Origin of the sequence: Micromonospora sp. NPDC127501 (genome assembly GCF_040302185.1) — a bacterium.
Lineage (GTDB): Bacteria > Actinomycetota > Actinomycetes > Mycobacteriales > Micromonosporaceae > Micromonospora.
Genome location: NZ_JBEORJ010000013.1, coordinates 206714 through 225078, shown reverse-complemented (window position 1 = coordinate 225078; position 18365 = coordinate 206714). Strand labels below are relative to the sequence as shown.

The window sequence follows — 18365 nt, the reverse complement described above, 5'->3', positions numbered from 1 at the left end:
TCGGGCGGTCAGGGGACCGGGACCAACTCCGGGGCGGGGGCGGGCGGGTCGGTGGGCGCGGGTGCCGGGCGGGGGCGCAGGAAGCGCGGGGCCCACCAGTTGGCGTCGCCGAGCATGGTCATCAACGCTGGCAGCACCACTCCCCGGATGATGGTGGCGTCCAGCAGGATCGCCGCCGCCAGACCGATGCCGAGCTGCTTCATGTCGATCGTGCTCAGCGTGGCGAAGATCGAGAAGACCCCGACCATCACGATGGCCGCGCTGGTCACCACCCCGGCCGACGAGGTGATCCCGTACGACACGGCAGCACGGTTGGGCAGGCCGGACCGGACGCCCTCGCGGATCCGACTGACCACGAAGACGTGGTAGTCCATCGAGAGGCCGAACAGCACCACGAAGAGGAACAGCGGCAGCCAGGACACGATCGCGCCCATCGACGTGAAGCCGAGCAGTCCCTGCGCCCACTCGCCCTGGAAGATCAACACCAGCAGGCCGTACGCGGCACCGGCGGAGAGCAGGTTCAGCGCGATCGAGCTTGCCGCGATCACCACCGACCGGAAGGTGAACGTCATGACCAGGAAGGTCAGCACCAGCACGAAGCCCATGACCAACGGCAACTTGTCCCGGACGTGCTGGGCGTAGTCCTCGCTGTCGGCGACGCTCCCGCCCACCGCGTACTCGATACCGGGAATGCCGCGCAGCTCAGCCGGGACCAGGTCCCCGCGCAGCTTCTCCAACGACTGCACCGACCGGTCGTCCCGACTGGCGTACGGGGTGGGGACGTCCAGCACCGAGACCTGCCGGTCGGCCGACACCTCGATCTTCGGGCCGTCCGCCTCGGCCGGGGCGAACAGCGGATCGCCGGCCGCCCGGGTGGACAGGTCGGTGAGGGCGGCTCGCACCCGATCGACCTGGTCGGCGGGTGCCCGGACGGCCACCACGTGGTTGGTGCCGGCGCTCGGGAAGGCGGCGGTGAGCCGGTCGTACGCCTGCATCGCTGGAGTCGTGCGGGGCAGGTCCTCCATGCCGGGGAACTTCAGCTTCATGCCGAGCGCCGGCGCGGCCAACGCGAGCAGCAGCCCCACCGAGATGACAAGCGTCGCCACCGGCGCGCGCAGCGCGGGCCGGAGCACCGCCGGCCACAGCCGGGGCGCGCGGGGCTCACCGTGCCGGCCGGTGCGCGGCGCGGTCAGTCGCCAGAGCAGCGGCACCCGGGGCCGGTCCACCCATCGGCCGAGCCGGGCCAGCAGGGCGGGCAGGACGGTCAGTGAACCGGTCACCGCGACGGCCACCACGAGGATCGAGCCGATGGCGAGGGACGAGAAGACTACGTCGCCGGCGAGCAGCAGCCCGGCCATCGAGATGATCACCGCGAAACCGGAGACCACCACCGCGTGCCCGGAGGTCTCCGCGGCGATCTCCACCGCGTCCAGACCGGACCGGCCCTTGGCGCGTTCCTCCCGCTCCCGACGGATGTAGAACAGCGAGTAGTCGACGCCGACCGCCATGCCGATCAGCAGGATCACCGGTGCCGTGGTGTCGGTGGCCGGCACCAGGTGCGAGGCGAGAGTGGACAGACCCATCGCGGCGGCCACCGAGGAGAGTGCCAGCAGCACCGGCACGCTCGCCGCGATGAGCGCGCCGAACGCGATGATCAGGATCGCCAGGGTGACCGGCAGACTGAGCAGCTCGGCGCGCTTGAAGTCCTTGCCCAGGGTGTCGTCGAGGGCCTGGCCGATCGACGGTCCGCCGACCTGCTCGACGCGCAGCCCGGGGTACGCGTCCTGCACGGTGGCGGTGGCGTCGCGCAACGGCTGCACCCGCTCCGAGGCGGTTTCCGGGTCACCCGAGATGGTGATCGGCAGCAGCAGCGCCGAGCCGTCCCGCGCGGTGACCGGCTGGCCCACCCCGGCCACCCCGGCGACCGTACGCAGCCGGGCCGCCGCGTCGTCGGCCGCCGACTTCGCCGCGGCCTGGTCCAACGCGCCACCCCGGGAGGTGATGAGGACGTTGTCCACGGCCGGGTCGTCGAAGTCACCGGCGTCCACGATGAGGCTGGCCCGCCCCGCCTCGCCGATCGCCTGGTCACCGCTGGTGGCCTCGTTGAGACCGGCGGCGTTGCCGCCCACGAAGCACACCGCCACGAACACGGCCCACAGCGCGACCGCCCGCCACGGGTGCTCGGCGCTCCACCGCGCCAGCCGCACCGTCACCGGTCTTCTCCCCATCTCGGGTCCCCCTGTCACGTCAGCCCCCTGTCAACGGTGCTGACGTTAGGTGCGTGACGAGGCGGTCACATCGGGGATCGACCCGGGCCCACCCTGGAACCACCGGACCGGGTGCGGGGGTGCGTTCGCCGGGGGTCGAACGGCGATCCGGACGTACACCGGGGTCCACCCCGGAGCGACCCGCCGCGACCCGCCGGCATCGCCCCGAGCCGGCTCCGGGTCATCCCCGAAGGGAACCCCGGGGCCGTGGCTGACAGCGCGGGCAGCTGTACGAGGACCGGTTCATGAACGCCTCGCGGCGGATCGGCGCGCCACACCGCCGGCACGGCTCGCCCTCGCGGCCGTAGGCGTTGAGCGCCCGGTCGAAGTAGCCACTCTCGCCGTTGACGTTCACGTAGAGGGCGTCGAAGCTGGTGCCGCCCTCGCTGATCGCCTCGGCCAGCACGTCGCGGACGTGGCCGAGCAGGCGCTGCGCGGCCGGGCCGGTCAACGCGTCGGTGGGTCGGCCGCCGTGCAGCTTGGCGCGCCAGAGCGCCTCGTCGGCGTAGATGTTGCCCACCCCGGAGATCAGGGTCTGGTCGAGCAGTGCCCGCTTCACCTCGGTGTGCCGGCGGCGCAGGGCCGCGACGAACGCCTCGTCGGAGAACTCCGGGTCCATCGGGTCGCGGGCGATGTGCGCGATCTCGTCGGGCAGCTCGGCGCCACCCTCGCTCACCGAGAGCCCGCCGAACGTGCGCTGGTCGACGAAGCGCAGTTCCGGGCCGTCGTCGCTGAACCGGAACCGGACCCGAAGGTGGGTCTCGTCCGTCGTCCCGGGTGGCTGGAGCAGCAGCTGACCCGACATGCCGAGGTGCCCGACGATCGCGTCACCGCTGTCCAGTGGCAGCCACAGGTACTTGCCTCGACGCCGGGCGTCCAGCACCGTCCGGCCGGCGAGCACGTCGGCGAAGTGCACGTCGCCAGGAGCGTGCCGGCGGACCGCACGCGGATGACGAACCTCGACGGAGGCGATCCGACGGCCGACGACCCACTGGGCCACCCCCTGTCGGACGGTCTCCACCTCGGGCAGCTCAGGCACGCCGCCGACCCGTCTCGTGACCGTCGGCGCCCCCGGCCGGCAGCGCCTGCGCCAGGTGGTCGGCCTGCTCCGCCTGAGCCGCCCGCTCGGCGCGCTCCAGCGGCCCGAACGGCTCGTCCCGGTCGGCCGAGTCGTCCCGAGCGGTCGGCTGCTCCTGGCGATCGTCGCCGGCCCGACCATCCTGGCCGTCGTCGCCGTTCTGACCGTTCTGCTCGGCGAGCGTCCGCCAGGCGGCCTCGGCGGCCCGCTGCTCGGCCTCCTTCTTGCTGCGCCCCTCGGCGCCGCCGTACCGGATGCCGGCCACCACCACCCAGGCGGTGAACGTCTTGAGGTGATCCGGGCCGGTGCCCTCGATCCGGTACTCCGGGACGCCGAGACCGAGCGCCGCCGTCAGCTCCTGGAGGCTGGTCTTCCAGTCCAGTGCGGCCCCGCGACCAGCCGACTCGGCCATCAGCGGGTCGAAGAGCCGGTGGATGACGATCCCCGTGGTGTCCAGGCCGTACTGGAGGTAGATCGCGCCGAGCAGCGCCTCCAGCGTGTCGGCGAGGATGCTCGCCTTGTCCCGGCCACCGGTCGTCTCCTCACCCTTGCCGAGCAGCAGGTACGCGCCGAGCCCGTCCGGGCCCAGACCGCGGGCGACATCGGCGAGCGCCCGCATGTTGACCACGCTGGCCCGCAACTTGGCCAACTGACCCTCGGGCAGATCCGGGTGGTTGTGGAACAGCGCCGTGGTGATCACAACGCCGAGCACCGAGTCGCCGAGGAACTCCAGCCGCTCGTTGGTCGGCAGCCCGCCGTTCTCGTACGCGTACGACCGGTGGGTCAACGCGCGCTGGAGCAGCTCGGGTTCCAGGCTGACTCCGAAGGCGGCTTCCAGGTGACCGACGGACGCCCGCCGCCGCTTGTCGTTGCTCATGTGCGTACCTCGGTGTCGGTGGAGCGGTCGGTGCGATCCGTCGCGGCGTCGCTGTCGAGCAACGCGGAGACCAGATCGGTGGCGCGCCGCCGCCACAGGTGGGCGGCGAGAGCTATGCCGGAGGCGACGTCGTCGGCGCGGGCGGACCCGTGACAGACGACCACCGTCCCCGCGACGCCCAGCAGGGCCGCCGCGCGGGGCGCGCCGCCCTGGGCAGGTGGACCGCCGGCCATTGCGTACGCGCCCTCGATGGCCTTGAGCAGCACGTTACCGGTGAAGCCGTCGGTGACGACCACATCGGCGCGCGCGCCGAGAGCCACGTCGTACCCCTCGACCAGGCCGATGTAGCGCGCCCCGCCGGGCAGCGGTTCGACGGCGAGCAGGGGGTCGGTGGCGCGGCGGACCCGGTCGCCCTTGCCGGCCTCGGTGCCGACCGAGAGCAGCCCGACCCGGGGCGCGGCGATCGAGTGGGCCACCGCCGCGTACGCGGCGCCGAGCACGGCGTGGCGGGCGAGGGTGGCCGGGCGGGGTTCCAGGGAGCCGCCGACGTCGAGCAACACGACCGGCCCCGCCACGGCGGGCAGGGTGGCGGCCAGCGCGGGTTGACGGATCTCCGGCGAGCGGCCGAGGCCGAGCACGGCCGCGGTGACGGTGGCACCGGTGGCGCCGGCGGAGACCAGGGCGTCGGCGGTCCCGTCCCGGACGGCGGTGACCGCGGCCCGGACGGTGCTCTCGGAGCGGGCGGCGCTGGGATGGTCGGCCATGCCGACGACGTCGCGGACGGGCCGCACCGTGATCCGGGCGCGTTGCGCCGGATCGAGGGCAGCAATCAGCTCGTCGGCGACCTCGGTCGGACCGACGAGAAGCAGATGCAGGTCAGGGTCGGCGCGCATGGCCCGCAGAGCGCCGTCAACCACGACGGCGGGAGCGTCGTCCCCGCCGAGGAGGTCAACGGCGATCCGCGCGGCGCCCGGCTCCACCGGAACGCCGGCCGGATTGGGCCGGCCGGCGTCGGAGGAAGCCGGAGCACCGGGCGAATGCCAGGATGCGCGTGCCGCCCGACCTGGGGTCGGGGGCGTCACTCGGCGTCCAGGTCAGACCTCGAGAACCTGGCGGCCGTTGTAGGTGCCGCAGACGGAGCAGGCGGCGTGCGGCAGCTTCGGGGACTTGCACTGCGGGCACGCAACGGTCGCGACCACGGTCGCCTTCCAGTTCGCCCGGCGGGACCGGGTGTTGCTGCGCGACATCTTGCGCTTCGGGACGGCCACGGTTCTTACTCCTCTGTAACGGTCAGTTGCGACAGGCCCGCCCAACGCGGGTCGATCTGCTGGTGACTGTGGTCGGCCGGCAGATCGTCCCAGTGCGCCCCGCATTCGGGGCACAGTCCTGGGCAGTCCTCCCGGCAGAGCGGGTTGGTCGGCAGCGTGAGCACCAACGCGTCCCGCAGCGCCGGCTCCAGGTCGATCAGATCGCCCTGCATCCGGCCCACCTCGTCCTCGTCGGTCGTGGCGTCCGTGGTGCTGTCCTCGTACGCGTACAGCTCCTGGATCGTCACGCCCATCGAGTCGTTGATCTCGCGCAGGCAACGGCCGCACTCGCCCCGGACGGGACCGGTGATGGTCCCGGAGACGAGCACGCCCTCGGACACCGACTGCAACCTCAGATCGAGGTCGAGGTCCGCGCCCTCCGGCACGCCGATCAACTCCACACCGAGGTCCGCCGGTGCCGGCACGACCCGCTGGACCTCACGCAACGCGCCAGGGCGACGCGGCAGGTCCCTCGTGTCGAGGACCAGCGGCGACCTGGGGTTGAGTGTCGATGGCGAGTGCTTGGGCATAGTTAGACTCCGGCCGGTGAGAGGCCGACAAAAAAGGTTACCTGGACGACCGCCGGACCGTCGAACCGGGGGCGACGCCCGCCTGAGAAGTCGGCTGGTGAGGTGCCGCTCAGAAGGGTAGCGGGCGTTCCGCCTCATCCCCAGCGAAGGTGCCGATCTCTCGCAGCGCGTGCATCTTGTCCCGGCCGCGCTCTATCGAGGCCAGCGCCCGGGTGAGGAACTGCTCGAAGTTGGCCAGCGCGGTGTCGACGTAGTCGTCGACCTCCTCACGCAGGCGCTGCGCCTCGGCGCGGGCCTCGCCGATGATCCGGGCGCCCTCGTGCTCGGCCGACACGGTGATCTCGTTCACCGAGACCAGGCGGGCGTGTTCTGCCTCACCCTCGCTGATGATCCGGTCCGCCTCGCGCTTGCCGGCTTCCATGATCTTGTCGCGCTCCTCCAGGAGCGCGGCGGCGCGACGCAGGTCGGCGGGGAGATCGGCACGCATCTCATCGAGGGCAGCGATCATCTCGCCCCGGTCGACCATGCAGTTGTTGCGCGACATCGGGACGGAGCGGGCCTGCTCCAGGATGGCGATCAGTTCGTCGATGCGATCGAGCGGGTCCACCGGCTACCTCACTCCTGTCGTTCGTCGGCCGACCTCCATGATGCGGGCTACGGCCGTTCCCCGCGCCACCAATCATGTCGTGCCGGCCCCACCGCCGCCCCACTCACCCCAACCCGGCGAGTCGCGACATAGTCACCCCCGGCCCCCACCGCCCCGATCTTGCACTTTCGGTCGCACTAAACCACCGCGAAAGGGGCGATGCGGGAACCACAAGTGCAAGATCGCGGGGGTGCCGGGGCGAGGGCGTGGGGGCAGATCAGGGGCGGGGGCCCAGGCGGGCCTGGAGGGCTTCGCGGACCGGGTCGGGGACGTGGGCGGAGATGTCGCCACCCCACTTGGCCACGTCCTTGACCAGACTCGACGAGAGGAACGAGTAGAGCGGGTTGGTCGGCATGAAGAGCGTCTCGACGCCGGCCAGACCGATGTTCATCTGGGCCATCTGCAACTCGTAGTCGAAGTCGCTGACCGCCCGCAGGCCCTTGATCAGCACACTGGCCTGCTGGGCCCGGCAGAAGTCCACCAGCAGCCCTCGGAACGACTCGACCCGCACGTTGCCGTACGACGAGGTCACCTCGCGGAGCATCTCGATGCGCTCCTCGACGGTGAACAGGCCACTCTTCGACTGATTCACCAGCACACCGACGATCACCTCGTCGAAGAGCCGACTGGCCCGCCCGATGATGTCGAGGTGTCCGTTGGTGACCGGGTCGAACGAACCGGGGCAGACCGCACGTCTCATGATCGGCGACCGTACCAAAGGGTGGTCTCGCCGTAACGGCGACTGCGCTCGGCGGTGATCCCCTCCACCCAGTCGAACTCCCTGGTCCGGCGGGACCGCTCCACCACCACCAACGCGTCGGGCGCCAGCCAGCCGCCGTCGACCAGCGCGGCCAACAGCGCGGTGATCTCCTCGTCCGGCACCGCGTACGGCGGGTCGGCGAAGACCACGTCGTACGGCTCGCCGTCCGGTCCGGCGGCCAGCACCGTCGCCACCTTGCCGGTGACCAGACGAGCCGCCGGACCGGCACGGAGGGCCGCCACGTTCTCCCGGATCACCCGGGCCGCCCGCGGGTCGGACTCGACCAGCAACACGTGCCGGGCCCCCCGGGAGAGCGCCTCCAGGCCGACCGCGCCGGAACCGGCGTACAGGTCGGCGAAGCGGGCGCCGTCGAGATCGACCTCGGCCTGGACGGCACTGAACAGCGCCTCCCGGACCCGGTCCGAGGTGGGTCGGGTGCCGGCGCCGGGCGGCGCGGCGATCCGCCGGCCACCGAGCGTCCCGGCCACGATCCGGGTCACCGTTTCCTCCTGCTCATGCCCGCGACGCTACGCGATGGGGCACGGACCTGGTCAGCACGGCGCGGATCCGGGGAGTTGGCCGGCCGGCGACAACGGGGAGCACCTGAGCAGCCGCGACGACGCGGAATCCACGGTGGAGCCACGGCGGGCGGACCGTCCCCAGTGATCGGACCGACACCTTCGGTCTATCAAAGATCACGAATCGATGACATTGCCGGATGGCAATGATCTGAACTCCCCTCATTAACCACCCATCAGTACAGTCTCCCCCTGTCCCCGCTTTCGCCGCGGGAACACCACCGCGTCGCGCGACGCCCCGGTGAGCAGGTGACTCCCCGGTCACGATGTCTCCCGGCCTCCCGCCACGCGATCCGTACCCCCCTCACCAGGAGCAGGCGTGAACCCTCCCAAGTCTCCGTTCCGGCGCGTCGCGGCCATCGCCGCGGGCGCGTTGATCGGCCTCGCCGGCGTCGTGACGTTCGCCGCACCCGCCAGCGCCCACCACAGCGAGATCCAGGTCAAGGCCGCATGTGACACCGCCACCGGCGAGTGGGTGGCCACCTGGACCGTCAACAGCTACGCCCCGGGCGACGTCAAGAGCTACAAGTTCGACGAGGTCTCGGCGAAAACGTATGTCGGTGACGTCGCCAGCGACGCCACCATCGACGGGATCGCGGTGACCGAGGCCAAGGAGTACCCGCACTCCGTCAGCGAGCCGGTGATCGCCAAGCAGCGCCTGGACGCGAAGACCACCAAGGCCACCCTGTCGGTGCGGGCCATGTGGGACAACGAGTTCCTGGACGACAAGCTCCGCTCGGCGGCGATCGAGTTCAGTGGCACCTGCGCCAAGGAGCAGCCCCCGGTGTCGGCGACCCCCAAGCCGACCGTCAGCGTGGCCGCCGACTGTGACGGCGACGTCCTGGTGAAGCTCGAGAACGGCAAGGACGCCACCGCCTCGGCGAAGTTCACCATCACCGGCGCCGACGGCTTCACCAAGACCGTCACCGTCAAGGTCGGCAAGAACGAGTCGGTCACGGTGCCGGCCAAGAACGCCACCACCATCAAGGTCGTCGCCGACGGCGTGGACAAGCCGCTCTTCGAGGGCACCCCCGCCGCCGCCGAGAACTGCGTCGAGCCGGGCGAGCCGGCCGGCAGCTACAAGTCGACCTGCACCGAGCTGATCTTCGACATCGCCAACCCGGCCGACGGCGAGACGATCACCATCACCTTCACCCCGAACAAGGGCAAGGCCCAGACGCTGACCGTCGAGCCGGGCAAGAGCGGCACCGTCACCTTCCCGGCCCAGGAGGGCCTGACCGTGACCCCGACCGCCGAGGGTCTCGACGACACCAGCCCGATCGCCTGGGAGAAGCCGGCCGACTGCACCCCGGGTCAGGGTGGCGGCGACAAGGACGAGCCGACCCTGCCGCTGACCGGTGCTGCCACCGGCGGCATCATCGCCGGCGCCGCGGTCCTGCTGGCCGCCGGTGTGGCGCTGTTCGTGGTGGCCCGTCGTCGTCGGGTTCGCTTCACCGCCTGAACCAACCCGCTCTGACACCTGAGGGCGCGCCGACCACCCGGTCGGCGCGCCCTCAGCCACGTGATGGCCTGCGTGATCGACTCGACATCAGTGAAACCGGGGTGTCCGCATCGGCGGGACACCCCGGTCTCAAGAAAGCCGAGTGGATCACCGGCTGGGCGAGCGGGCGCGTGGTCAGCCCTTCTCCAGGTACTCCGCGCGGTCCTCGTCCACCAGTGCGGCCACCGAGGCGGCCAGGGCCGGGCTGCGGGCAAGCTCCGGGTCGTCCTCGATCAGGGTGATCGCCTCGGCGCGGGCGTCACGGATCAGGTCGGCGTCGCGTCGCAGGGACAGCAACCGCAGGTGCGAGCGGCGCCCCGACTGGGTCGCACCCAGCACGTCACCCTCGCGGCGTTGTTCCAGATCCAGTTCGGCGAGCTTGAAACCGTCGCTCGTGGACGCCACCGCGTCCAACCGTTCCCGCGCCGACGAACCCTCGGCCGCCTCGCTGACCAGCAGGCAGAGCCCGGCGGCGGCACCCCGGCCGACCCGGCCCCGCAACTGGTGCAGCTGGGAGACGCCGAACCGGTCGGCGTCCAGCACGATCATCACGGTGGCGTTCGGCACGTCCACGCCAACCTCGACCACTGTCGTCGCCACCAGCACGTCCAGGTCACCGGCCGCGAAGGAACGCATCACCGCGTCCTTCTCGTCGGCTGGCAGGCGACCGTGCAGCACCCCGATCCGCAGGCCGTGCAGCGGGCCCTCGGCCAGCAGCGGAGCCACCTCGGTGACCGCCAGCGGTGGCCGACGGCCGTTGTCGTCCTCGGGTGGTGGTTCCTCGTCGCTGGTCGGCCCGTCACCGATTCGCGGGCACACCACGTACGCCTGGTGGCCGGCGGTCACCTCCTCGCGCAGCCGACGCCAGGCCCGATCCAGATAGGCCGGCTTCTCGGCGGCCGGCACCACGTGCGAGGCGATCGGCGACCGCCCCCGGGGCAACTGGGAGAGCGTGGAGACCTCCAGGTCGCCGTAGACGGTCATCGCCACCGTGCGCGGGATCGGGGTGGCCGTCATCACCAGCACGTGCGGCGGCTGGTCGGCCTTGGCCCGCAGGGCGTCGCGCTGCTCCACGCCGAAGCGGTGCTGCTCGTCGACCACCACCAGGCCGAGGTCGGCGAAGTCGACCCCCTCGTAGAGCAGGGCGTGGGTGCCAAGCACGATGCCGGCGGCACCGCTGGCCACCTCGCCGAGCGCCCGGCGGCGTGCCGCCGCGCCCAGCGAGCCGGTGACCAACTCGACCCGGGTGGCGTGCTCGGCGGAGCCCAGCTCACCGGCCCGCCCGAGCGGCCCGAGCAGGTCGAGCATGCCGCGGTGGTGCTGGGCGGCCAGCACCTCGGTGGGCGCCAGCAGCGCGGCCTGCCCGCCCGCGTCGACCACCTGGAGCATCGCCCGCAGCGCCACCACCGTCTTGCCCGAGCCCACCTCGCCCTGCAACAGGCGGTGCATGGGGTGCGGGGCGGCCAGGTCCGCCGCGATCTCCACACCCACCTCACGCTGACCGGCGGTCAGCTCGTACGGGAGTCGGGCGTCGAAGGCCTCCAACAGCCCGCCCGGGCGCGCCGGGCGTGGCCGGGCCGGCCAGTCGGCCGCCCGGTGCTTGCGCTGCACCAGGGTCACCTGGACGGCGAAGGCCTCGTCCCACTTGAGGCGCCGCCGCGCCTGGTGCAGCGCCTCCTTGCTCGACGGCCGGTGGATCTCGGTCAGCGCGGCGCCCAGCCCGACCAGCTTGCGGCTGGCCCGCACGGCGCTCGGCAGTGGATCGTCCGGCGGGGTGAACGTGTCCAGTACGACGCGCACGCAGCGCGCGATCACCCAGGTCGGCACGGCCGCGGCGGCCGGGTAGACGGGGATCAGCGCCCCGGCGAACTCCTCGATGTCGTCGCTGACCGCCGCCTCACCGTCGCCACCCTCGCCGAGCAGGACGTACTCCGGGCCGTTGAGCTGCCGTTTGCCCCGGAACTCGGTGACCTTGCCGGCGAACAGGCCCCACCGGCCCGGGCGCAGCTCGCGCTCGCGCCACGCCTGGTTGCCGAAGAAGGTCAACGTCAGCACCCCGCCGGAGCCGTCGCCGACGGTCACCTCCAGCAGGTTGCCCCGCCGCTGACGCATCGGGCGCACCGCGGTGCGCTGCACCTGGGCCAGCACGGTGACCTGCTCACCGACGTCCAGCGAGCGGATGTCGGTGTGTTCACCACGCTCGTCGTAGCGACGCGGGAAGTGGTAGACCAGGTCACCCGCGGTGTGCAGGTCGAGGTGCGAGGCCAGCGCCTTGGCTGTCTTGTCCCCGACCAGCTTCTTCAGCGGAGTGTCCACCGTGGCTGGTTCGCTCATTCGATCCCTACCAGGAGCGGATAAAACGGCTGGCCGCCCGGGTACGCGTGCACCTCGACGAACGGCCAGCGTCGCGCGACGTGCGCGCGGACGGCGTCGGTGAGCCCGGCCGGAGCGTCCACCCCGGCCAGCAGTGTGACCATCTCGCCGCCACCACCGAGCATCCGGTCGACCACGGCCGCGCAGGTGTCGGTGAGGTCGGTGCCGATCAGGTGCACCTCCCCCTCCACCAGCGCCAGCACGTCACCGGGACGGCACGGGCCGGCCACGGTCAGCGCCTCCCGGCTGGCATGGCAGACCTCGGCGTAACGGCAGGCGCCAGCCGCCTCGGCCATCGCGATGACGTCGTCCTCGAAACGGCGGTCACCGTCGCGGACCGCGAGGGCGGCGAGGGCCTGCACCGGCGAGCGGGTCGGCACCACGCTCACCTTGATGCCGTACCGATGGGCCTCTCGGGCGGCCGCGCTCGCCACCGCCTCGGTGTTGGCGTCGTTGGGCAGCACCACCACCCGGGCCGCTCCGGTGCTGCGGACGGCGTCCAGCAGCTCACCCGTGGACGGGTTGCCCGGCACGACGGTGGCGCCCTCCGCGGCGAACAGGTCGGCGATGCCGCCGCCGGTGGCCACCACCACCGCGGCCCGGCCGGCCACCACCGGGCCGGAGGGCGACTCCGACTGGTCGGCGAAACGGGTGACCGAGATGCGGTACGGACGGCCGGCGACGACACCGGCCTCGACCGCCGCGCCCACGTCGTTGACGTGCACGTGCACGTTCCAGGTGCCTTCCGGCTCACGCCCGTCGCCGACGACGACCAGCGAATCTCCCAGGGCGTCGAGCGCCCGCCGGAGCCCGGCGACCGCCTCGGCTCGGGCGTCGAGCAGGAACTGCACCTCGTACGCGTATTCGTCCGAGCCGGTCTCGCGGGCGACGGTGGCCGCCGGGCGGGCGGAGCGCGGCGTCGGCGCGGGCCGGGCCGTGCGCTCCCCGGTCAGCACCTCGACCAGGGCGTCGAGCAGCACGCAGAGGCCTCGCCCACCGGCGTCGACCACGCCGGCGCGGGCCAGCGCCGGCAGCTGTTCCGGGGTGCGGGCGAGTGCCTCGGCCGCCGCCCGGGCCGCGACGCCGGCAACCGTCGGCAGGTCGTCGCTGTCCGCGCCCTCGGCCGCGGCGGCGGCCGCCGCGACCACGGTGAGCAGGGTGCCCTCGACCGGCCGGGAGACCGCCGTGTACGCGGCGGCGGTGCCGGAGCGCAGCGCGGCGGCCAGCTCCCGGCCACGCACCGCCGGCACCCCGGCGACCTGGTCGGCGAAACCACGCAGGATCTGCGAGAGGATCACCCCTGAGTTGCCCCGCGCGCCGAGCAGCGCGCCCTGCGCCATCAGCCGCAGTGCGTGCCCGTGCGCCGTCGGCCCGCTGTCGGGGAGAGTGTCCAGATCCATGGCGAGGGCCTGCTGCGCCGAGGTGAGGGTGAGCACCAGGTTGGTGCCGGTGTCGCCGTCGGGCACCGGATAGACGTTGAGCTGGTCGATCTCGCCCTGGTGGCGCTTCAGTGCGGCCAGCCCGCTCGCGCACCAGCGGCGGACCGCGGCGGCGTCGAGGGTGTCCAGCACGGGCAGAAGCCTACTGGCGCGCACCGACACCCGTCGGACTCGTCCGGCGTGTCCTCGCCGGCCTGGGCCGGCGCTGGCCGCGGCGGGGACGAGCGACTCCGGTACCCTTGCCGCCGGGCCGGCCCACCGCAGGGCGGGCGGGCCCACGACCAGGCGTGAGCCGGGGCACGGGCGAGCGCCGGACCGGGCCGGTTGGCCGGGTCGGCGAGTCATCGGGTAACCTGACCAGGTTGCCCGGGCAGCACCTGCCGGCGACCTCATGAACGTATCAATCCCAGGAGTATCCCGTGGCTAGCGTGTGCGACGTCTGTGGCAAGGGACCGGGCTTCGGCCACAACGTGTCCCACTCGCACCGGCGGACCAACCGCCGCTGGAACCCGAACATCCAGTCGGTGCGTACCCCGGCCGGTGGCGGCAACACCAAGAAGTTGAAGGTCTGCACCTCGTGCATCAAGGCCGGCAAGGTCACCCGCGCCTGACGCGGTAGCACCCACCTTTTCGTTCGGCTCAGCCGGCGGACCCCGAGGGTCCGCCGGCTCTGTCGTGTGCCCGGGCAGACGCCGCACACCGGCCCGCCGGGGCCTGGCACACCGGCCAGGCCGGGCCCGGCGCGCAGGTCAGAGGGTGCGGCCGAAGGAGATGCAGCCCTCCGCGTCCTTGTAGAAGCCGAAGTTCGGGATCCGCTCGTACCCGGCGGAGCCGTACATGGCGATCGCCTCCGGCTGCTTGTCGCCGCATTCCAGGACCACCCGCTTGCGGCCCTGCTCGCGCGCGGAGCGCTCGACGGCCGCCAGCACCGCGCGGGCCACCCCGCGCCCCCGTGCCGCCGGGGCCGTGTACATCCGCTTCAGCTCCGCGGTGTCCGCGCCGTGGCTGCGCCAGCCACCGCAGCCGACCGGCTCGCCGGCCAGGTAGGCCACCAGGAACGCGCCGTCGGGCGGCTCGAACTCGGCCGCGTCCACCGGGGTGTCGTCGCCGGTGCCGCCGTAGCGGGCGCCGAGGTCGGCCAGTGCGGCGTGGATCAGGTGCTGCGCCACCGGTGCGTCGAACCGCACCGCCCGGATCTCGATCTCACTCACGGTATCCAGGGTACGGCCGCGGGCGGGCCTCACCGGAAGTGGTCCCAGCCGACCGGGCCGTCGTAGGCGACGCCGTCGACCGTCACGCCGGCACCGTCGGTGACCAGGCCGATCGGCCGCCAGCCCGGCGGCAGGGCCACCGCCGGGGGGAAGGTCGCGGCCAGCGCGTGGTCGTCGCCACCGGCGAGGATCCAGGTGTACGGATCGACGCCGAGTGCCTGCGCCGCGTCGGCCATCTGCCGGGGCACCTCGAACCCGTCGCGGCGTACGTCGATCGCCACCCCGCTGGCCGCCGAGACGTGTCCGAGGTCGGCGAGGAGCCCGTCCGACACGTCGATCATGGAGGTGGCGCCGAGCTGGGCGGCTTGCGGGCCGGCCTGGTAGGGCACCTGCGGCCGCCGGTACGCCTCGACCAACAGCCGGGGGGTACGGAAGCCTCGGGTCAGCACGGTCAGCCCGGCCGCCGCGAACCCGGTGCGCCCGGCCAGGGCGAGCACGTCCCCCGGTCGGGCGCCCGAGCGCAGCACGGGCGGACGGCCCGCAAGGTCGCCCAGCGCGGTGACCGCGACGGTCAGGGTGGGACTGGCCGACATGTCCCCGCCGACGACGCTCGCGCCGACCGTCGCCGCCTCCGCGGAGAGCCCGTCGGCCAACTCCTCCGCCCAGGCGGTGTCCAGGTCCGCCGGCATGCAGAGAGCGACCAGCAGGGCGGTCGGCGTGGCACCCATCGCCGCGATGTCCGCCAGGTTGGCGGCAGCCGCCCGGTGCCCGACGTCGCGGGCCGAGGACCAGTCTCGCCGGAAGTGCCGCCCGTCGACCAGCACGTCGGTGGAGGCCGCCACCCGGCCGTCCGGCGCGGCCACCACCGCCGCGTCGTCGCCCGGGCCGAGCAGGGTCGTCGGCCCGTACGAGAGCCGGGCGGTGATCTTCCCGATCAGCCCGAACTCCCCGATCCCGGACACCCCGACGCCGCCGCCGGCGTTCCGCCCGTGCTGCCCGGCTCCGCCGTGCTCGCTCACCGCTGCTCCTTGACCACCGATAGGGATCAGACCTGGTCCGTAAGGTAGTTTCACCCTTCGGGCCGCTCCCGGGCGGCGACGGACGGAGGTCGAGTCGTGGTACAGGCGTACATCCTCATCCAGACCGAGGTCGGCCGCGCACGTGACGTGGCGGGTCTCATCGCGGACATCCCCGGCGTGGTACGCGTCGACGCCGTCACCGGGCCGTACGACGTGGTCGTCCTCACCGAGGCGAACACCGTTGACGAGCTGGGCAAACTCATCGTCAGCAAGGTGCAGATGGTGCCCGGCATCACTCGCACCCTCACGTGTTCGGTGGTGCGGCTGTAAGTGGACGAGATGACGACCTCCTCCTCGGCTCTGGACGACGACGGGGCGCGCGACGCGGCCGACGGGGCGTCCGAGCCGGCTGACGGTAACCGTGAGTCGACCGATCCCGCCGCCGCCGCGCCGGCCGGCCGCGATCGGACCATGCGTGGCGCGGCCCTGCTGGCCACGTTGATCGCGCTGCCGATCACGCTGCTGGTGGCCGTGCTGGCCTTCAGCAAGCTCAGCCCGGACACACCGGCCGCCGCGCCGACGCCCTCCGCGACCACCGCCCGGGTGCAGTCCACCACCCCGGTGGAGATGGCCGCCCCGGCGCTGGCCGCCCGCCCGGCCACGGTCTGCCGGGCCCTGCTCTCCCAGCTTCCGGCGAGCATCCGCGACCTGGCTCAGCGGCCGGTCACCGCCGGCCCGGAGCAGAACGCCGCCTACGGCGACCCCGCGCTCACCGTGGCCTGCGGCGGCACCGAGCCGACCTTCCCCAGCACCGACGAGGTCTGGACGGTCAACCGGGTCTGCTGGCACCTGGCCGAGCAGGGCGACGCGGCGGTCCTCTCCACTGTCGACCGGGAGACGCTGATCACCGTGCGCGTCCCGCGCTCGTACGAGCAGCCGTTGCAGTGGTTGCCGACGATCTCCAGCACGATCGTGGCGAGTGTGCCCTCCGGCGGCGCGATCCCGTCCGGCTGCCAGCGCTGAACCCGAACCGACTCCGCCCGCGCCGGTTGACCTGCGCGGGCGGGGTCGGACGGCTCAGTGCAGGCCGACGCCGCGCCGCTGGGCGGTACGGATCAGACGGTTGACCAGCTTCGGGTACTCCAGGCCGGAGGCCGCCCACATCCGCGGGAACATCGACGTCGGGGTGAAGCCGGGCATCGTGTTGATCTCGTTGAGGTAGACGTCCAGCTCGGGAGTGACGAAGAAGTCGGCTCGGGCCAGGCCGGCGCAGTCCAGCGCGGTGAACGCGCGGACCGCGTACTCCTGCACCTGGCGGGTCACCTTCTCCGGCAGGTTGGCCGGAATGTCGTACTCGCAGGAGTCGTCGAGGTACTTCGCCTCGAAGTCGTAGAAGTCGTGGTCGGCGACGACCCGCACCTCGGCCAGCACGGACGCCTCCGGCGTGCCGCCGGCCTCGCCCTCCAGCACACCGCACTCGATCTCGCGGCCGACGATCGCGGCTTCGATGATGACCTTCGGGTCGAACTGCCGGGCGGCGGCGACCGCCGCGTCCAGCTCGGCCCAGTCGGTGACCTTGCTGACGCCGAACGACGACCCGGCCCGGGACGGCTTGACGAAGACCGGCAGGCCGAGCCGCTCCTTGTCCTGCTCGCTGAGCGTCATGCCGTTGCGCAGCACGGCGTACGTGCCGACCGGGATGCCCTCGACGGCACAGAGCTTCTTGGTGAACTCCTTGTCCATGGCGGCCGCGGAGGCGAACACGTTCGCCCCGACGTAGGGGATGCCGGCCATCTCCAGCATTCCCTGGATGGTGCCGTCCTCGCCGTAGGTGCCGTGCAGCACCGGGAAGACGACGTCCACGTCGGCCAGCGCCCGGGGGCCCTCGGTCGGGTCGAGCACCATGAGTCCGTTGCCGGTGGGGTCGGCGCGCAGCACGATGTCGTCGCCCGAGTCGGCGGTGATCTCCGGCAGCTGACGGGCGTTGATCGCGAGCTGGGCGGGGTCTCCGCTGGTCAGCACCCACTGGCCGGCCCGGGTGATGCCCACCGGCACCACCTCGAACTCGTCCGGGTCGAGGGCGCCGAACACGCTGCCGGCGCTGACGCAGGAGATGCCGTGCTCCGGGCTGCGGCCGCCGAAGACGATCGCCACGCGGGTCTTGCCTGGGGTGGTCACTCCGGTCACCTCTTCGTACGCGACTGCGGCTGGTCGTGCTCGCCGGTGGCGCTCACCCGGTTGACCTTACTGTGCGTGGCCACGGGGCGAGGCGATACCCGGCGAGCCACGGCACGACACGGCAATCGGTCAGGAGAGGATATACGGTGCGTAACCGGATGGTAGCGGTGTCACAGACCGCTGACCTGGGGTTGCTCAGTCCCGGGAGTGCCTGCGGCCGACAGCGATCACCTTCACCCGCTGCCGGCCGGCCCGCACCATGCCCAGCGCCATGAACGCTCCGGCGATGCGGTCGGCGGCCTCCCGGCTGCTGGCGCCCACCACCTGCCGGCGCCGTTCCGGCGCGACCCGCTCGTTGCGGTGAACGCCCTCGACGGGGCGCACGTCGGTGAGCACCACGAGGAAGCGGGTCATCGCACGCCGCCCGAGGGTACGGCGGGGGGCTCCGGGCGGGTTCGCACGTCGTCTCCTTCCGGCAGGCCGGGATGGAGGGGCGGCACGCGACGATCGGGTACGGGGGAGAAACCCGATCGCCGCGCGCCCCATCCCCTCCGGTCGCTCACCACCACCGTCGCCACGACAACCGGCGGTGAGGACGCCA

General features: G+C 72.5%; 19 protein-coding genes. 4 read left to right on the top strand and 15 right to left on the bottom strand.

Going from position 1 to position 18365, the window contains the following annotated elements; translation table 11 throughout:
• Positions 1 to 8: 8 nt before the first annotated feature.
• From ABTW72_RS27035 to rsmD, 9 genes are all read right to left on the bottom strand, one after another.
• The gene (locus ABTW72_RS27035) at positions 9 to 2228 is read right to left on the bottom strand and encodes an MMPL family transporter (RefSeq protein WP_350863141.1); all 2220 of its coding nucleotides are present in this window, start codon (positions 2226 to 2228) and stop codon (positions 9 to 11) included.
• Positions 2229 to 2448: 220 nt separating this feature from the next.
• Positions 2449 to 3306 carry a bifunctional DNA-formamidopyrimidine glycosylase/DNA-(apurinic or apyrimidinic site) lyase gene (gene mutM / locus ABTW72_RS27030; RefSeq protein WP_350863139.1) on the bottom strand — a complete coding sequence of 286 codons (858 nt, stop codon included), beginning with the start codon at positions 3304 to 3306 and terminating at the stop codon, positions 2449 to 2451.
• Entirely contained in the window at positions 3299 to 4222 is a 924-nt protein-coding gene (rnc, locus tag ABTW72_RS27025; RefSeq protein ID WP_350863137.1) for a ribonuclease III, read from the bottom strand. The genes mutM and rnc overlap by 8 nt, the downstream gene beginning before the upstream one ends.
• Positions 4219 to 5202, bottom strand: a complete 984-nt coding sequence (locus ABTW72_RS27020; protein WP_350863134.1) for a phosphate acyltransferase — start codon at positions 5200 to 5202, stop codon at positions 4219 to 4221. Before ABTW72_RS27020 ends, rnc begins: the two co-directional genes overlap by 4 nt.
• A 114-nt stretch (positions 5203 to 5316) precedes the next feature.
• Complete coding sequence (rpmF, locus tag ABTW72_RS27015) at positions 5317 to 5490, bottom strand: 50S ribosomal protein L32 (protein ID WP_030335284.1); 174 nt, start codon at positions 5488 to 5490, stop codon at positions 5317 to 5319.
• Between the two features lie 5 nt (positions 5491 to 5495).
• A complete protein-coding gene (locus ABTW72_RS27010) occupies positions 5496 to 6059 on the bottom strand; it encodes a YceD family protein (RefSeq protein ID WP_110562455.1) in 564 nt (187 codons plus the stop codon).
• 109 nt (positions 6060 to 6168) lie between these two features.
• Positions 6169 to 6666, bottom strand: a complete 498-nt coding sequence (locus ABTW72_RS27005) for an SPFH domain-containing protein (RefSeq protein ID WP_030335287.1) — start codon at positions 6664 to 6666, stop codon at positions 6169 to 6171.
• Positions 6667 to 6922: 256 nt separating this feature from the next.
• Positions 6923 to 7405: a pantetheine-phosphate adenylyltransferase gene (gene coaD, locus ABTW72_RS27000; protein ID WP_091393067.1), complete on the bottom strand. Its 483-nt coding sequence runs from the start codon at positions 7403 to 7405 to the stop codon at positions 6923 to 6925.
• Complete coding sequence (rsmD, locus tag ABTW72_RS26995; RefSeq protein WP_091393070.1) at positions 7402 to 7965, bottom strand: 16S rRNA (guanine(966)-N(2))-methyltransferase RsmD; 564 nt, start codon at positions 7963 to 7965, stop codon at positions 7402 to 7404. The genes coaD and rsmD overlap by 4 nt, the downstream gene beginning before the upstream one ends.
• Before the next feature lie 397 nt (positions 7966 to 8362).
• On the opposite strand from rsmD, the gene ABTW72_RS26990 reads away from it, so the two are divergent.
• On the top strand, positions 8363 to 9505 hold the full coding sequence (locus ABTW72_RS26990) for an LPXTG cell wall anchor domain-containing protein (RefSeq protein ID WP_350863129.1): 1143 nt from the start codon (positions 8363 to 8365) through the stop codon (positions 9503 to 9505).
• A 174-nt stretch (positions 9506 to 9679) separates the two neighbouring features.
• Here the strand turns inward: ABTW72_RS26990 and recG are convergent, their stop codons facing one another.
• Positions 9680 to 11878, bottom strand: a complete 2199-nt coding sequence (recG, locus tag ABTW72_RS26985) for an ATP-dependent DNA helicase RecG (protein WP_350863126.1) — start codon at positions 11876 to 11878, stop codon at positions 9680 to 9682.
• On the bottom strand, positions 11875 to 13488 hold the full coding sequence (locus ABTW72_RS26980) for a DAK2 domain-containing protein (RefSeq protein WP_350863124.1): 1614 nt from the start codon (positions 13486 to 13488) through the stop codon (positions 11875 to 11877). Before ABTW72_RS26980 ends, recG begins: the two co-directional genes overlap by 4 nt.
• Before the next feature lie 287 nt (positions 13489 to 13775).
• On the opposite strand from ABTW72_RS26980, the gene rpmB reads away from it, so the two are divergent.
• Positions 13776 to 13967, top strand: coding sequence for a 50S ribosomal protein L28 (rpmB, locus tag ABTW72_RS26975; protein ID WP_011905179.1), 192 nt, complete (start codon positions 13776 to 13778; stop codon positions 13965 to 13967).
• Positions 13968 to 14105: 138 nt separating this feature from the next.
• On the opposite strand, the gene ABTW72_RS26970 is transcribed toward rpmB, so the two are convergent.
• Together ABTW72_RS26970 and ABTW72_RS26965 are read right to left on the bottom strand one after the other, a co-directional pair.
• Positions 14106 to 14567 carry a GNAT family N-acetyltransferase gene (locus tag ABTW72_RS26970; RefSeq protein ID WP_112620925.1) on the bottom strand — a complete coding sequence of 154 codons (462 nt, stop codon included), beginning with the start codon at positions 14565 to 14567 and terminating at the stop codon, positions 14106 to 14108.
• Positions 14568 to 14596: 29 nt separating this feature from the next.
• On the bottom strand, positions 14597 to 15586 hold the full coding sequence (locus ABTW72_RS26965; protein ID WP_350863121.1) for a thiamine-phosphate kinase: 990 nt from the start codon (positions 15584 to 15586) through the stop codon (positions 14597 to 14599).
• 96 nt (positions 15587 to 15682) lie between these two features.
• Here ABTW72_RS26965 and ABTW72_RS26960 point away from each other — a divergent pair, with 96 nt between their 5' ends.
• Both ABTW72_RS26960 and ABTW72_RS26955 read left to right on the top strand, forming a co-directional pair.
• Positions 15683 to 15916: an Lrp/AsnC ligand binding domain-containing protein gene (locus ABTW72_RS26960; RefSeq protein WP_030487446.1), complete on the top strand. Its 234-nt coding sequence runs from the start codon at positions 15683 to 15685 to the stop codon at positions 15914 to 15916.
• Positions 15917 to 15925: 9 nt separating this feature from the next.
• A complete protein-coding gene (locus ABTW72_RS26955; protein ID WP_350863118.1) occupies positions 15926 to 16609 on the top strand; it encodes a DUF3515 family protein in 684 nt (227 codons plus the stop codon).
• A gap of 54 nt (positions 16610 to 16663) precedes the next feature.
• On the opposite strand, the gene ABTW72_RS26950 is transcribed toward ABTW72_RS26955, so the two are convergent.
• Both ABTW72_RS26950 and ABTW72_RS26945 read right to left on the bottom strand, forming a co-directional pair.
• Positions 16664 to 17764: a D-alanine--D-alanine ligase family protein gene (locus ABTW72_RS26950; RefSeq protein WP_112620921.1), complete on the bottom strand. Its 1101-nt coding sequence runs from the start codon at positions 17762 to 17764 to the stop codon at positions 16664 to 16666.
• 195 nt (positions 17765 to 17959) lie between these two features.
• Complete coding sequence (locus ABTW72_RS26945) at positions 17960 to 18178, bottom strand: hypothetical protein (RefSeq protein ID WP_238657534.1); 219 nt, start codon at positions 18176 to 18178, stop codon at positions 17960 to 17962.
• Positions 18179 to 18365 lie beyond the last annotated feature (187 nt).

Coding starts and splice junctions, on each gene's coding strand:
- ABTW72_RS27035 (WP_350863141.1), bottom strand. CDS start 2,228: ATGGGGAGAAGACCGGTGACGGTGCGGCTGGCGCGGTGGAGCGCCGAG.
- rnc (WP_350863137.1), bottom strand. CDS start 4,222: ATGAGCAACGACAAGCGGCGGCGGGCGTCCGTCGGTCACCTGGAAGCC.
- ABTW72_RS27010 (WP_110562455.1), bottom strand. CDS start 6,059: ATGCCCAAGCACTCGCCATCGACACTCAACCCCAGGTCGCCGCTGGTC.
- coaD (WP_091393067.1), bottom strand. CDS start 7,405: ATGAGACGTGCGGTCTGCCCCGGTTCGTTCGACCCGGTCACCAACGGA.
- recG (WP_350863126.1), bottom strand. CDS start 11,878: ATGAGCGAACCAGCCACGGTGGACACTCCGCTGAAGAAGCTGGTCGGG.
- ABTW72_RS26955 (WP_350863118.1), top strand. CDS start 15,926: ATGACGACCTCCTCCTCGGCTCTGGACGACGACGGGGCGCGCGACGCG.
- ABTW72_RS26945 (WP_238657534.1), bottom strand. CDS start 18,178: ATGACCCGCTTCCTCGTGGTGCTCACCGACGTGCGCCCCGTCGAGGGC.